Source organism: Sandaracinaceae bacterium, from assembly GCA_016706685.1.
In the GTDB taxonomy this organism is placed as follows: domain Bacteria; phylum Myxococcota_A; class Polyangia; order Polyangiales; family Houyiibacteriaceae; genus JADJJE01.
Map to the genome: position 1 here is coordinate 14,389 of JADJJE010000015.1, position 13,788 is coordinate 28,176.

At 69.6% G+C, this 13,788-nt stretch carries 13 protein-coding genes; 5 read left to right on the forward strand and 8 right to left on the reverse strand.

Translation table 11 applies throughout. The features are described 5' to 3' along the window. The first annotated feature begins 36 nt into the window (after positions 1-36). On the forward strand, positions 37-1,083 hold the full coding sequence (locus tag IPI43_19185; GenBank protein MBK7776227.1) for a putative metal-binding motif-containing protein: 1,047 nt from the start codon (positions 37-39) through the stop codon (positions 1,081-1,083). Between the two features lie 6 nt (positions 1,084-1,089). Here IPI43_19185 and IPI43_19190 read toward each other — a convergent pair whose 3' ends face one another. Then, complete coding sequence (locus IPI43_19190) at positions 1,090-1,452, reverse strand: hypothetical protein (protein MBK7776228.1); 363 nt, start codon at positions 1,450-1,452, stop codon at positions 1,090-1,092. 141 nt (positions 1,453-1,593) lie between these two features. Here IPI43_19190 and IPI43_19195 point away from each other — a divergent pair, with 141 nt between their 5' ends. The 4 genes from IPI43_19195 (at position 1,594) to IPI43_19210 (ending at position 5,639) form a co-directional block, all read left to right on the forward strand. Then, entirely contained in the window at positions 1,594-1,938 is a 345-nt protein-coding gene (locus IPI43_19195) for a hypothetical protein (GenBank protein ID MBK7776229.1), read from the forward strand. A gap of 625 nt (positions 1,939-2,563) precedes the next feature. Next, complete coding sequence (locus tag IPI43_19200) at positions 2,564-2,986, forward strand: hypothetical protein (GenBank protein ID MBK7776230.1); 423 nt, start codon at positions 2,564-2,566, stop codon at positions 2,984-2,986. A gap of 16 nt (positions 2,987-3,002) precedes the next feature. Further along, positions 3,003-3,980, forward strand: coding sequence for an NAD(P)-dependent oxidoreductase (locus tag IPI43_19205; protein ID MBK7776231.1), 978 nt, complete (start codon positions 3,003-3,005; stop codon positions 3,978-3,980). A 78-nt stretch (positions 3,981-4,058) separates the two neighbouring features. Beyond that, a complete protein-coding gene (locus IPI43_19210; protein MBK7776232.1) occupies positions 4,059-5,639 on the forward strand; it encodes an AMP-binding protein in 1,581 nt (526 codons plus the stop codon). 57 nt (positions 5,640-5,696) lie between these two features. Here the strand turns inward: IPI43_19210 and IPI43_19215 are convergent, their stop codons facing one another. The 7 genes from IPI43_19215 to IPI43_19245 form a co-directional block, all read right to left on the reverse strand. Beyond that, complete coding sequence (locus IPI43_19215; protein ID MBK7776233.1) at positions 5,697-6,389, reverse strand: hypothetical protein; 693 nt, start codon at positions 6,387-6,389, stop codon at positions 5,697-5,699. Positions 6,390-6,418: 29 nt separating this feature from the next. Then, the gene (gene msrA / locus IPI43_19220; protein MBK7776234.1) at positions 6,419-7,069 is read right to left on the reverse strand and encodes a peptide-methionine (S)-S-oxide reductase MsrA; all 651 of its coding nucleotides are present in this window, start codon (positions 7,067-7,069) and stop codon (positions 6,419-6,421) included. Between the two features lie 33 nt (positions 7,070-7,102). Continuing rightward, positions 7,103-7,423: a hypothetical protein gene (locus tag IPI43_19225; GenBank protein MBK7776235.1), complete on the reverse strand. Its 321-nt coding sequence runs from the start codon at positions 7,421-7,423 to the stop codon at positions 7,103-7,105. A 78-nt stretch (positions 7,424-7,501) separates the two neighbouring features. Further along, on the reverse strand, positions 7,502-8,632 hold the full coding sequence (locus IPI43_19230; protein ID MBK7776236.1) for an SMP-30/gluconolactonase/LRE family protein: 1,131 nt from the start codon (positions 8,630-8,632) through the stop codon (positions 7,502-7,504). Between the two features lie 55 nt (positions 8,633-8,687). Further along, positions 8,688-10,592: a response regulator gene (locus tag IPI43_19235; GenBank protein ID MBK7776237.1), complete on the reverse strand. Its 1,905-nt coding sequence runs from the start codon at positions 10,590-10,592 to the stop codon at positions 8,688-8,690. Beyond that, on the reverse strand, positions 10,589-11,536 hold the full coding sequence (locus IPI43_19240) for an alpha/beta hydrolase (protein MBK7776238.1): 948 nt from the start codon (positions 11,534-11,536) through the stop codon (positions 10,589-10,591). The genes IPI43_19235 and IPI43_19240 overlap by 4 nt, the downstream gene beginning before the upstream one ends. After that, on the reverse strand, positions 11,533-13,707 hold the full coding sequence (locus tag IPI43_19245) for a molybdopterin-dependent oxidoreductase (GenBank protein MBK7776239.1): 2,175 nt from the start codon (positions 13,705-13,707) through the stop codon (positions 11,533-11,535). Before IPI43_19245 ends, IPI43_19240 begins: the two co-directional genes overlap by 4 nt. Between the last annotated feature and the right edge of the window lie 81 nt (positions 13,708-13,788).

The following is a 13,788-nucleotide window of genomic DNA, read 5'->3' on the forward strand; positions in this document are numbered from 1 at the left end:
GTATTCTCTCGCGGGCAATCAACCGAGGGGAGCCCCATGCAGCCACGCGAGCGCAACACTTCGAGCCACACGTCTGCTTCGCTGGCCGCATCGGTCCATCGCCTCGGGCGTCCCGCTTGGCGCGGCGCCGTTCTCGTCATGCTGGTCGGCGTGGCACCCGGGTGCGGAGGGGGAGGCGACGCGGGCAACGACATGGGCGCACAGTCGGATGCGGGTAGCGACATGGGCGCGCCGTCGGACGCCGGACCTTGCCTCTGGTACCTGGACAGCGACGGCGATGGCTACGGCAGCGATGTCGTCGTCCCCATCGAGTCCTGCGAGCCTCGAGTGGGCCGCGTGACGCGAGGAGGCGACTGCGACGACGGAGTCGCCACCATCAGGCCCGGCGCGGGTGAGCTGTGTGACGCCGTGGACAACGACTGCGACGGGACCGCCAACGAGGGCTTCATGCTGGGCTCCGCGTGCACCGGCATGGGCGAGTGCGGGGCCGGGACCGTGGAGTGCCTCGACATGGACACGACCGTTTGCTCCACCGACGTTGGCGGGTCCGCGAGTGCAGCCACCACCGAGACGTGCGACGCGCTCGACAACGACTGCGACGGCGACACGGATGAAGACGTCCTGGTGGGCGAAGCCTGCCCGGCAGTGGGCGAGTGCGGTGCAGGGGTGACCGAGTGCTCCGTCGCAGGGAGCATCGTCTGCTCCACCCAAGCGGGAGGCTCGGCAAGTCAGGCCACGGAAGAGCTGTGCGACGGCGTCGACAACGACTGCGATGGCCCCACCGACGAGACGTTCGCGTTGGGCGGCGCGTGCGATGGCGCCGGTGGCTGTGGCGTCGGTCAGGTCGAGTGCCTCAGCTCCAGCCCCAGCTTCACGGAGACGGTCTGCTCCACGGAGCCGGGCGGGACCCAAGACCAAGCCGCCGTCAACGACTTGCTCTGCAACGGCCTGGACGACGACTGTGACGGCACGACGGACGAGGACCGCGGAGTGGGCGGGCCCTGCAATGACGCCTGCGGGCCGGGCGTGATCGAGTGCGCCTCACTGAACACCACTCGCTGCTCGTCGGAGGGCTCCTGCTGACTACGTTCAGTACCGGTACGGGAAGTTCACATTGAACGTGCTCGCGCGGAACGGCGGCACGCGCGCCTTCTGAACGGCCTGCGCAATACACGACCTCACCGACTCTGGGAGCGTCGTCGAGTTCACCGTCACGCTCTGCACGGCCCCCGAGGGCTGGAAGCGCACGTGCACGGTGACCTGGCCGCCAGTCGTGCTTCCGGCGGTGCACGAGCGCACCTCGCCAGCGCGCTCAGCCAACGCTTGCGCGACGTCGTTGCGCGAGGGCGTCTCGGGGACGGCCGGCGGTGGAGGGGGCGGTGGCGGCGCGGGCTGGTCCGCGTGCGCGATGGACTCGTTCACGCTGGGGAGCGTGGCGGCGCACAGCAACATGGCGAGTAGGAGCCATTGGCGAGGGTGGCTCGCGGTGAATGATGTCCCATGCCCTTGTCGCATGGTGAAACTCTACGCGCGGGCGCGCGGCTCGCCAAGAGTGGGCTGGACGATCCGCGCGCGACACCGTATCGCTCCGCGATGCCGCCCATCGCGAACCTGATCGCTCTCGTCGTCATCGTCGTCCTAATCGCGGTCTTCCTGGGCCCCCGACTGCTCGCGTTCATCGCGTCACACAAGGGCACCGAAGCTCGAGCCCGCGTGAAGCACGCCGAGCTCACCAGCGTGATGGACGAACGAAAGCGCTACGCGCACCGCCTCGTGCTCGTGGTGACCCCGCCCGGAGGCAAGCCCGAGTTCGAGGCGACGGTCTCGCAGGTGCTGCCCTTCATGGCCATGGGCACGCCGCCCGTGGGCACCCTTCTCGAGGTTCGCTACCTGCCGGGAATCTCACGCTCCGTCTACATCGTCGGCCCCCTCCGCTGACGTAGCCACGGAGGCCTATCGGATTGCTGTTCGCTCCGGCAGCCCCCGTGCTCCCCCGTCGAGCCCAGGTGAGCCCAACGGAAAACGAGAAGGTGACCGCCGGGGCGTGTGCTACGGGCCAATCCCGCTCAGTCGGACTGCCCAGCTGGGCCAGCTGGGTGCTCTGCCGAGGCGGTTGCAGCAGCCGGGGCGGGGCAGGGGTCAGCGGGGGCCCGGGAACGGGGGGTCGTTCGATGATCGCGGTCGAGGCGCCCGGGTGGCTAGGCGCGACGAGGGAGCATACCGACTGGTATGTGACCGAGGAGCAACGACGCCAGCCGGGATGCCTCGGCCGCGAGCGCGAACGACTCACCCGTTCCCGGGCCCCAGGGGCGTGGGGGGACCCGGAAAACAAACGCAGCGCAGCGAAGTGCGGTTTTCCAGGGAGTCCCGACAGGACGCGCCAGCGCGTCCGTGCCCGCCGCGACCCCTGCCCCGCCCCGGCGGATCGATCCCCCCACCGCCATGCCACAGCCAGCCACCGAGCTTGGCAGCGCTGGCCCTTCAATGTTACCAATGAGCTTCACGCGCCCCGGCGCGTCACCTTGGAGATGGAATGCGTAGCTGGCTGACTCTGGGAGCTGTGTTGTTCGCCGCCTACGGCGGGCTCGGCCTGTCGGCATGCGCAGACGGTGTCTACTTCGAGGGAGGCGCGCCCGAGGACGGTGTGGACTTGGGCCCGCCCGACCTGGGGCCGCCCCCACCGGACATGGGCCCCGCGGACATGGGCCCGCCGGACATGGGGCCGCCCGATCTCGGCCCGCCGGACATGGGTCCCGACCTCGGCCCCTGCCCCGTGGGCATGACCACCTGCTGCGGCGACGGCATCGTCCAGGCCAACGAGGAGTGCGAGCCGGGCCTGCCCAGCGGGAACCCCGACCGCTGCCCCACCAACCCGGGGTCCGACTGCAACCAGAGCGGCGGCACCATGTGCATCGAGGGCACCAACTGCCTGGCGCGCTGCGTCCCCGCCAACCCGCTGAACCCGGCGCTGTTCTGCCCCCTCTGATCGGAGCCTCGCGCACATGCTCGTACTGCTGACAGGGGCCTTCGGGAACCTGGGGATGGCCACGGCCGAAGCCCTCATCCGCGCTGGCCACGATGTCCGCGCGCTCGACCTGGACACCAAGCTGGCGCGCTCGCGGGCGGCCCAGCTCAAGAAGCAGGCGGCGCGCGCCGGCAAGAACCTGGACGTGCGCTACGGCGACATCCGCGACGCGTCGTTCATCCGTCACGCGGTGCTCGAGTGCGGTGCGGTCATCCACCACGCGGCCATCCTGCCGCCCAAGACGGAGCAGTCGCCCGAGCTGGCGCAGGCCATCAACGTGGGCGGCACCGAGTGCGTGCTGCGCGCCATCGAAGAGATGCGCACCCCGGCCCGCCTGGTGTTCCCCTCGAGCGTGAGCGTGCACGGCCCGCGCCTGCACGAGCGCCCGCCGGTGAGCGCTGCCACGCCCACGCAGGGCACCGACGAGTACACGCGCGGCAAGATCGCCTGCGAAGAGCTCCTCCGCGCCTCGCGCATCCCCTGGGTCATCACGCGCGTGGGGGTCTCGCCCGACCCGGGCGCCAGCAGCGTCACGCTGGACACGCTGCGCATGCTGTTCCGGCAGTCGCCCAAGAACCGCCTCGAGTACGTGCACCGCGACGACGTGGCGCGCGCGCTGGCAGCGGCCGTGTCCGAGCCCGAGGCGCTGGGCAAGACGCTCATGCTGGGCGGGGGCAAGGGCTGCCGCATCACGCACTACGACCTGATCCAGACGCTGTTCGACGCCATGGGCCTCGGCCACGTGCCCTTCGACGCGTTCGGCGACGAGAGCTACTACACCGACTGGATGGACTCCGACGAGGCGCAGCGCATCCTGCACTTCCAGGGCGGGCGCTTCGAGGACTACCAGGAAGAGCTGAAGCGCCGCCTCACCCCCGTGCGCCTCCTGCTGCGCCCGTCCCGCAGCCCGCTGCGCTGGGCGTTCCTGTCGCTGGTTCGCCCGCGCCAGCGCTAGCTGTAACAAGTTCTACTTTTTTCGTTTGGCGCCTCCCGGAAGGGCGATTCCACGCTATGGTGCCGGCCGGAGACGACCATGAGCGCCAACACCCTCTTCGAGCCGGCCTTGATGCCCCATCTGATCATCGATGGGCTCAACCGCTACAACGACCGCCCCTGCCTGTTCCTCGGCGACGAGATGCAGACCTACAAGGAGGTTCGTGAGAAGACCAGCCAGCTGATCCAAGCGCTGAACAGCAAGGGCATCGGCAAGGGGTCGCGCACGGCCATCATCTCGGCCAACCGGCCCGAGGTGCTGCACAACATCGCGGCGGGCTCCATCGCGGGCGTGTGCGCCACGGCGCTGCATCCGCTCGGCTCGCTGGACGACCACGCCTACGTCATCGAGAACGCCGGCATCGAGACGCTCATCTACGACCCCACCGCGTTCGATGGCCTGGCCAAGGCCCTGAAAGAGCGCGTGCCGGGCCTCAAGAACCTGCTGGCCTTCGGGCCCAGCGAAGTGGGCGAAGACTACGTCGCGCTCGCGTCCAAGTTCGAGCCGAAGCCCCTGGTGGCGGCCGACATCACGGCCGAAGACCTGAACACCATCGTGTTCACGGGCGGTACCACGGGGCGTCCCAAGGGCGTGCTCCAGCCGTACCGTTCGGGCGCCTACATGACCATGGTGCAGATGGCCGAGTGGGAGTGGCCCGAGGAGATCCGCTTCCTGGTGGCCACGCCGCTCTCGCACGCGGCCGCGGCGGTGTTCGTGCCCACGCTGCAGCGCGGCGGCGCGCTCTACGCCACCAAGGGCTTCACGCCCGACATCTTCTTCGACACCATCGAGAAGCACCGCATCACCACCACCTTCCTGGTGCCGGTCATGGTGTACTCGTTGCTGGACCACCCACGCGCCAAGACGGCGGACCTCAGCAGCCTCGAGACGCTGTTCTACGGGGCGTCGCCCATGTCCCCCGCGCGCCTCCAGCAGGGCATCGAGCAGTGGGGCCAGATCTTCTTCCAGTTCTTCGGGCAGTCCGAGGCGCCCATGGTGCTCACGCACATGAAGAAGAAGGAGCACGACCTCAGCAAGCCCGAGCGCTTCTCGTCGTGTGGCCGCCCGGCGCCCTGGGTGCACATGGCCCTGCTCAACGACGAAGACCAGCCCGTGCCGGCCGGCGAGCCGGGCGAGATCTGCGTGCGCGGCCCGCTGGTCATGAAGGGCTACCACGGCCTCCCGGAGGAGACGGCCAAGGCCTTCTCGGGCGGCTGGCTGCACACGGGCGACGTGGGCCGCTTCGACGAAGACGGCTTCCTCTACATCGTGGACCGCAAGAAGGACATGATCGTGACGGGCGGCTTCAACGTGTTCCCGCGCGAGCTCGAAGACGTGATCTCCGCGCACCCGAGCGTGGCCATGGTGCAGGTCATCGGCGTGCCCGACGAGCGCTGGGGCGAGTCCGTGAAGGCCGTGGTGGTGCTCAAGCCGGGCGTCGCGCCCAGCGACGAGCTGGCCTACGAGCTGAAGAACAAGGTGAAGGAGGCCAAGGGGTCCGTGCAGACGCCGAAGTCCGTGGACTTCGTGGACAAGATCCCGCTCAGCCCCCTGGGCAAGCCCGACAAGAAGGCCCTGCGCGCCCAGTACTGGGGCGACCAGGCCCGCGCCGTCAACTGATGCCGTGTCGCGCGGCCAGGCAGGACGCAGCGTCTCTGCCCAGGTCGCGCGAGGGGGTCAGAGCGCGATCGAGATACCCGCGTTCATCACGAACTGCAGCGTGCGGTAGCGCACGTCGTCGACGTCCTCGTTGCGGTCGCGGAAGCCGTCACGACGGAAGCCGGTCTCCAGCAAGAAACCGAACGTGTCGTTGATGAAGAGCTGCGCACCGAACATGAGCCCGATGCTGACGCCCACCTCGGGGAACCCGTCAGCGTCCGCCGCGTAGATGGACAGCCCCATCGGGATGCCGATGTAGACCTCGAAGGGGTTGCCCGCGAGGTCCAGCACGTAGCGTCCCTTGGACCACACCCCGAAGGTCAGCGCGTGGATGTTCTCGAACTCGATATCGAACCCGAGCACCGTGATGTCGGCGGGGTTGAGCAGGTGGTAGTCGAACATCGGTCCCAGCACCACGTACTTGTGGATGGGGATCTCGAGGCGCGCGCCCACGCCGCCGCCCACGCGCATGTCGCGGTTGATGTCGGCGCCATCGGTGCGGCCACGCCACTGGCCGCCCCCGCGCAGCACGCCGTACGCGTTGAGGCGCCACTGCTCCGTGGGGCCGCCACTGGCCACGCCCGTGCCGCCGCCTTCGGCCTGGATGACCTGCGCGTCGGCACGGCCAGCCACCAGCGTGAGCAGCGCGAGCGCAGCGCTCAGCAGGCCGGCGGAGCGGAGATTCTTGGCGAACATGGGAGCATGGGTCATGGGAGCGTCCTTCGTGAAGAGCGGGCGTGTCAGAGCGCGGCGCCCACCGGGCAGGTCACGCCTGTACCGCCGAGGCCGCAGTAGCCCCCCGGGTTCTTGCCCAGGTACTGCTGATGATAGGCCTCGGCGTAGTAGAACGGCGGGGCCGGGAGGATCTCGGTGGTGATGGCGCCGTAGCCCGCCTTCGCCAGCACGGGGGCGAAGGCGTCGCGCGAGGCCTCGGCGGCACGCTGCTGGGCGTCTCCGTACGTGTAGATGCCGGAGCGGTACTGGGTGCCCCGGTCGTTGCCCTGCCGCATGCCCTGCGTGGGGTCGTGGCTCTCCCAGAAGAGCTTGAGCAGCGCCGTGTAAGGCACCACCGCGGGGTCGAACACCACCAGGACCACCTCGTTGTGGCCGGTCTGCCCCGAGCAGACCTCCTCATAGGTGGGGTTGGGGGTGTGCCCTGCCGCGTAGCCCACCGCGGTGGTGATGACGCCGGGTGCCTGCCAGAACTTGCGCTCGGCGCCCCAGAAGCAGCCCAGGCCGAACACCGCCTGCTCGGCGCCCGCGGGGAAGGGAGGCTCGAGCGGCGCGCCGGTGAGCACGAAGTGCTTCGGGGGCACCGGCATGCGGGTGCTGCGCCCGGGCAGCGCCTCGGCCTTACTCGGAATGGAGAGCTTTTTCTGGCTGAAGAACATGCGGGCAGTCTAGTCGCTGCGCGCCCCGAAGGGCTACGGGCACTGCTCCGTGACCAGCGTCTCGGTGGCCTCCAGGCAGGCGCCGATCCCTGTGCACGATGCGCAGTCGTAGCTCATGCCCATCCGACGCACGTAGCAGCTGGTGGAGTCCTCGTTCATGCAGAACTGGTAGTCGATGACCACGCCAGGGGAGCACGTCACCGTGGAGTTGGTGCAGGTGTCGTCGCCCGCGTCCAGCGGCTCGAACATGGGGCCCATGTCGTTGTCACCGCCACCACCCCCGCCGCAGCCGGTACCCACGGCGGGGACGAAGAGCAGGACAGCGAGCAGGGAGAAGCGAGTCAGACGTGCCATGGATTACCTCCGGGACGGAATGCCGGAAAAGGCTCGGCCTGACAAGCACAGTTCGCAGCCCGGGCGGCGCAGTCGCCATCAGGGGACGATGGTGACCCGACCCGTGCCGCGCAGGCTGACCACCACCTGGTCGTCCACGACCTCGAGGCCGATGGGCTCTTCGCCCGTGGGCAGCGAGAAGCGGTTCACCTCGGCGAAGGTCAGTCCGTTCACCTGGATGACCTCGCTCGTGTCGCGGCTGGCGATCCACAGCGAGCCATCGGAGGTGAAGCCCAGGCCCTCGGGCGCCATGAAGCCCGGCGTCACGATGATCTCGTTCATGAACGCGCCGGTGTTGCCGTTGAAGCGCATGACCACCGAGTTGGTGCGCGCGGCCACGTAGAGGTGCCCGTCGGGGCCGAAGGACAAGCCCTCGGGGCTGCCCAGCGAGGGGTGCGTGGCGAACTCGCCCAGCTCGGTCCCGTCAGGGTCGAAGCGCACCACGTTGCCCGTGTTGCGGCAGCTCACGTAGAGCCGGCCGTCGGGGCCGAAGCGCGGCGTGTTGGGGCCGTTGATGCCCATGTTGGCGAAGACGTCGATGAAAGCGCCGGTGGTGCCGTTGAAGCGCAGGATGACGTTGGCGCTGGTGCGCGCGGCCACGTAGAGGTTGCCGTCGGGCCCGAAGTCGAGGCCCTGGAAGCCGGTCCCTTCCGTGGGCTGCGTGGCGAACTCGGTGATGACGCCGGTGCCCTGCTCGATGCGGTACACCGAGTCGTTCAGCGAGGCGTAGAGCGCGCAGTCGGGGCCCACCCGCAGGCCCTCGGGTGAGTTGCTGACCAGCGTGACGCCGCCCGTGGGCAGCCCCAGCCAGCCCGGGCAGGCGATCGCGGTGGGGAAGCCCCCGTCCACGCTCGCGTCCGGGCCGCCGTCGAAGCCCGCATCCATGCCGGCATCGGTCCCCCCGTCGAAGCCTGCGTCCGAGCCTGCGTCGGTGCCCGAGTCGAAGCCCGCGTCCACACCAACGTCGAAGCCCGCGTCCACGCTGGCGTCGGTGCCAGCGTCGGAGCCCTGGTCGCCCATGGCGAGGTCAGGCTGGCCCCCACCTTGATCCACGGGCGGCTGCCCGCTGTCGACCTGGGGCGTGACCGTGGTGTCCTTGCCGCAGCCCGGCGCGCCGAGCGCGAGCACGACGAAGCAGAGAGCAAACCGCTTGGGGGAGCTGGTGGGCATCACCGGGCAGGGTGCCTCAGGCGTGACCGAACGCCAACTCCGCGGCGCGACCCCGCTATCCCCCGCTCAACAGGCGCCGCACGCTGCGCGCCAGCCCCTCTGGCGTGAACGGCTTGGCGAGGAACGCCGTGCGGTCATCGCGCTCGCTCGGGTGCACCACCGCAGTCTCGGTGTAGCCCGACACGAAGAGCACGCGCAGCTCGGGGCGGATGCGGCGCAGCGTCTCCGCCAGCGTGCGGCCGTCCATCTTGGGCATGACGATGTCCGTGACCACCACGTCGAAGTCGCTGGGCGCACGCTCGAACCACCGGCACGCCTCGCTCGTGTCACCCGGCACCACCACCGTGTACCCATAGTGCTCGAGCGCGGTCTGCGCGATCTTGCGCACGGGCAGGGAGTCCTCCACCAGCAGGATGCGCTCGGAACCTTCGAGCGGGTTCGACAGGTTCACCGCGGACACCCGCTCCACGGCGGCGTCCACGCGAGGCAGGAACATGCAGAACGTGGAGCCTTGCCCTGGCGCCGAGCGCACCACCATGAAGCCGCCGCTCTGGTTCACCACGCCGTCGACCGTGGCCAGCCCCAGCCCCGTCCCGCGCCCCGCCTCCTTGGTGGTGAAGAAGGGGTCGAAGACGCGCAGGAGGGTGGCCTCGTCCATGCCCGAGCCCTCGTCACTCACGGCCACGCTCACGTACGGACCAGGCTTGGCCTCGAGGGGCGCGCCGCCGCTCCCGGGGACCACGTCCTCGTTGCGCGTGGTGATGCTGAGGCGCCCGCCGTTGGGCATGGCGTCACGACCGTTGACCACCAGGTTCATCACGACCTGGTCCAGCTGCGCGCGGTCGGCACGCACGCGCCCGAGATCCTCGGCGAGGTGGGTCTCCAGCTCGATGTCGTCACCCAGCAGCCGGCGCAACATGCGCACCAGCTCGGTCACCAGCTCGTTCAAGTCCAGCACGCGAGCCACCAGCACTTGCTTGCGGCTGAAGGCCAGCAGCTGACGCGTCAGCTCGGCCGCGCGATGCGCCGCGCTGGCGATCTCGTCGAGGGCGTCCTCGGTCTTGATGCCCCGCGTGCTGCCCTTGCGAAGGAAGTGCACGTACGACGTGATGACGGTCAGCAGGTTGTTGAAGTCGTGCGCCACCCCGCCGGCGAGCCGGCCGACGGCGTCCATCTTCTGTGCTTGGAGCAGCGCCTCGCGGCTGGCCAGGAGCTCGGCCTGCGCCCGCACGCGCTCGGTCATGTCGCGGAACGAGAACACGCGCCCCAGGTTCTTTCCATCGGCGATGCGCGGCGTGGCCTGCAGCTCGAACACGCGCCCATCGGTCAGTTCGAGGCGCCGGAAGAAGGTGGCGTCCGGGGTCTCGCGCAGCGCGTCGAGGTCACTCAGGAACGCGTCCGGGTCCACCAGCTGGGTGGTGATGGCCGGCATGCGCAGCATGTGCTCCCACGATGCGGCATTCAGCGGGTCGAGGCGCCACATGGTCATCATCTGGCGGTTGCAGGTGAGCGCCGCTTCCTCGGCGTCGGTCACCAGGAACCCATCGCCCGAAGCGTCGAACGTGGCCTGCTGCAGCGCGAGTGAACCACGCAGGGCGCGCTCGGCGATGCGACGCTCCTCGTCGCGCACGAACACGGCCACGCACGCGACAGAGGGCGCGCTGGTGCCGGCCGGCGCGCGCGTGACCAGCACCCGGACACCCAGCTCGGGGCGCATGCCGCGCGCCAGCGTGGCGTCGATGGACAGCTCGTCACGCCCGCCGCTGATCAGCTCGTCGAGCGCGCTGCCCAGCGCGGCGTGGGAGACCAGGTCGTCGAGGCGCAGCCCCAGCAGCTCGCCCCCGCGTCCCTCCAGCATGTGCAGCAGGGACTTGTTGGCGGACACGATGCGGTGGTCCGGGGCCACGAGCGCCACGCCCACCGGCAGCAACTCGAACGCACTCGCATCGATCTCAGTCAATTGTCACCGTCCGCGCCACGCAGGAAGGGTACCGCTGATTCTAGAAAAACGCGCGGGGCGTCGACATGGGCGAAGTGTGAGCCCTCTCGCAGTTTCACGAACTCGGCGTCCGGCACGAGCGCACGCATACGCTCCCCCACCTCGGGCGGCACCATGGGATCTCGCTCGGCGTACATGAGCATGAGCGGCACGGGGAAGCGCGCCCCACGCTCGCGGCGGGCGCACAGCTGGGCTTCGAATGCGGTCATCTCCCGGACGTCCAGTGTCTCTTTCAGGATGCGATGGAACGCGTGGCGGCCCGCGCGCGTGGACAGCGGCGCGCCGTACTCGCGGGTCTCCTCGCGCGACTTGAGCGTCTCGTCGTAGTAGTGGACGTTGCGCTGCACCCAGCGCTCCGGGTGGAGCGCGATGACCCGCTGCAGCACGCTCTCGCTGAGCGGCAGCCCGAGGGCCATGCGCAGCGCGTGCAGGCGCGGCAGCGGAATGCCGGGCGAGTGCAGGTTCAACAGGCGCGACATGGCGCCCCGGTCGCGCAGGGCGAGGCGCATGGCCAGGTAACCGCCCAGCGAGTTGCCCACCGTTCTGCAGCCGCGGATGCCCAGCGCGTCGATCAGCTCGCCCAGGAACTCGGCGTACCGGTCGGGGTGGTACGAGCGGTCCGGCATGCTGCTGCGGCCACTGCCGGGCAGGTCCGGCACGTACACCGTGAAGTGCTGGCCCAGCGGCTCGAGCACGTAGCGGAACGAGTAGCTGGACGTCATCAGGCCGTGCACCAACAGCAGCGGCGGCCCGCTGCCGTGCACACGGCAGTGCACGCGCACGTCGCCGAAGGCGGTGCTGTGGAGCGAGAGCTCGCGCGCGGGCGTGCTGAAGTACGGGTGCGGGATACGCGGCAGCGCGGGGAGCGCCGCGAACGGCAGCTGCTGAAACGGAGCCCGGCTCATGAAGCGGGCCCCACGTTCACCACGATGCCGTTGAGCTGCGCCATGCCCGAGAGCGCCTCGAGCGCGGCCGGCCCCGTGGCAGACAGCAGGTTCACGTTGGCCCCGTGTGTGCCTGACGCCACCCGCAGCCCGCTGGCCTCTTGGTGTCCCCAGCCGTGCGGCAGCGCCACGGCGCCCGGCATCATGTCGTCGGTCACGGCCACGGGCAGCGTCAGGCTGGCCAGCGCGTTGCTCACCGTGGCCATGTCGCCATCGGCCAGGCCGGCCTGCGTCGCGTCGTCCGGGTGCATGTAGACGTAGTTGGTGTGGTGCCGGCCGCTCACGAAGTGCGGCACGTTGTGCATCCAGCTGTTGTGGCTGAGTGGCTCGCGCTTGCTGATGAGCTTGAGCTGCGTGCGCTGTTGGAGCTCGCGCGCGAAGACCGCAGGGAGGTCTTGCGCGAGGGCCACCAGCTCGGGCGGGGCCAGCTGCACGCGGCCGTCGTCGGTGACCACGCGCGCGCCCAAGAAGGTGCCGCCCTCGTGCGGGGGCCGCAGCACGCCATGGGGGTGCGCGCGGTGGCTGCGCCGTGAGCCTTGCTTCGTGGCCCGCAGCACCACGTCCAGCAGGCGCTCGTGCGTGAGCCCCAGCGTGTCGCCCACGCCCGGAAGGCCGCGCGCGCGCAGCCATGCCTGCAGCAGCGTGGACACGGGCCGCGACCCGAACAGCGGCGCTCCGCACGCGCGCGCCAGCTGCAGCAGGATGTCCACCTCGTCGCGCTGCTCGGCCTCGGGCGGCACCACGCGCTCCGAGTACTGCATGAATGGCGTGGGCGAGGCCCCCATGAACGACTGGAACACGAAGGGGATGTTGGGCCGCTGCAGCGAGGTGGTGCCCGGCAGCACGTAGTGCGCCAGCTGGCCCGTCTCGGTGCGGAAGATGTCCACCGTGACCAGCAGCTCCAGCTCGCTGAGCGCTTGGGTGAGACGGCCGCCCGCGTTGGGCACCGAGAGCACGGGGTTGCCCGAGAACACGAAGAGGGCGCGCACCTGGCCGGGTCCCTTCGTGAGGATCTCGTCGGCCAGGATGCCGGCCGGAAAGCTGTCCACGCACGACGGCAGGTCACCCACGCGGCTGCGGTCGCCGCGCATGGTGTTGCCGGCCTTGCGCAGCAGGCGCATCAGATCCGGCACGATGGGCTGCCCCACCAGCGTGCCGCCACGGCGGTCGAGGTTGCCCGTGATGGCGTTGATGACCTCCTGCAGCCAGAACGCCAGTGTGCCGTGGCTGCCTTGGTTCACGCCCGTGGAGCAGAACAGCGCCGCCCCGTCGGCGGCCAGGTAGTCGCGCACCAGCCCGCGCAGCACGCTGGCCTCGATGCCCGTCACGGCGGCGGTCTTCTCGGGGGTCCATCCCGCTGCCAGGGCCTCGAGCCCATCGAAGCCGTTCATGTAGCGGTCCACGTGCGCGCGGTTCACGCCGTGTTGCAGCACCTCATGCAAGAACGAGAGATAGAAGAACACGTCGGTGTCGGGCCGGATGAAGACGTGCTCGCCCAGCTGACGCGCGCTCTCCGTGCGCCGCGGGTTCACGAACACCACCTTGCCGCCCCGACGCTCGATGGCCTTGAGCCGCCGCACCGGATCCGGCAGATGAATGAAGCTCATGCGACTGACGGCCGGGTTCGAGCCCACGCAGATGAGGAGCGACGTGCGGTCCACGTCCGGGTAGGGCTGCACGAACGGAAACCCGTACATGCGCTGCGCCACCACGAACTTGTTGTTGCAGTCCTGCGAGCCCGTCTGGAAGAAGTTCTTGGTGCCGAGGCCCTGCGCGAAGCCCGCCGCCAGCATGGGCGCCAGGAAGTTGAAGCTGATGGGGTTGCCGAGATAGACGCTGAGCGCGTCGGCGCCATGTTCCTGCCGGAGCTGCCGCGTCTTCGCGCCGATCTCGCGCAGGGCCTGGTCCCACGAGATGCGCACGAAGCGGTCGCCCACGCGCTTCTGCGGGTACTGCAGGCGGTCCGGCGAGTGGTGCACCTCGTGGATCTTGAGGCCCTTCACGCAGGCGTAACCCTGGCTGGCGACGTGCTCGGTGTCGGGCTCGATGCGCGTGACGCGCGAGCCTTCGACGTGGACCCGTAGGCCGCAGGTGGCCTCGCAGATATTGCAGGTGGTGTAGTGAACGGTCACGGCGCTCGCGAGGATATGCCGTCTGCGCGTCCCCCCCTAGAACTGTCAGCGGCAGTCGTGGTACCCCATGCGGCATGCGAT

Bases quoted from the DNA above. Each gene is read 5' to 3' on its own strand.
- IPI43_19185 (MBK7776227.1), top strand. From the start codon at position 37: ATGCAGCCACGCGAGCGCAACACTTCGAGCCACACGTCTGCTTCGCTG.
- IPI43_19190 (MBK7776228.1), bottom strand. From the start codon at position 1,452: ATGTTGCTGTGCGCCGCCACGCTCCCCAGCGTGAACGAGTCCATCGCG.
- IPI43_19195 (MBK7776229.1), top strand. From the start codon at position 1,594: ATGCCGCCCATCGCGAACCTGATCGCTCTCGTCGTCATCGTCGTCCTA.
- IPI43_19205 (MBK7776231.1), top strand. From the start codon at position 3,003: ATGCTCGTACTGCTGACAGGGGCCTTCGGGAACCTGGGGATGGCCACG.
- IPI43_19210 (MBK7776232.1), top strand. From the start codon at position 4,059: ATGAGCGCCAACACCCTCTTCGAGCCGGCCTTGATGCCCCATCTGATC.
- IPI43_19215 (MBK7776233.1), bottom strand. From the start codon at position 6,389: ATGACCCATGCTCCCATGTTCGCCAAGAATCTCCGCTCCGCCGGCCTG.
- msrA (MBK7776234.1), bottom strand. From the start codon at position 7,069: ATGTTCTTCAGCCAGAAAAAGCTCTCCATTCCGAGTAAGGCCGAGGCG.
- IPI43_19225 (MBK7776235.1), bottom strand. From the start codon at position 7,423: ATGGCACGTCTGACTCGCTTCTCCCTGCTCGCTGTCCTGCTCTTCGTC.
- IPI43_19230 (MBK7776236.1), bottom strand. From the start codon at position 8,632: ATGCCCACCAGCTCCCCCAAGCGGTTTGCTCTCTGCTTCGTCGTGCTC.
- IPI43_19240 (MBK7776238.1), bottom strand. From the start codon at position 11,536: ATGAGCCGGGCTCCGTTTCAGCAGCTGCCGTTCGCGGCGCTCCCCGCG.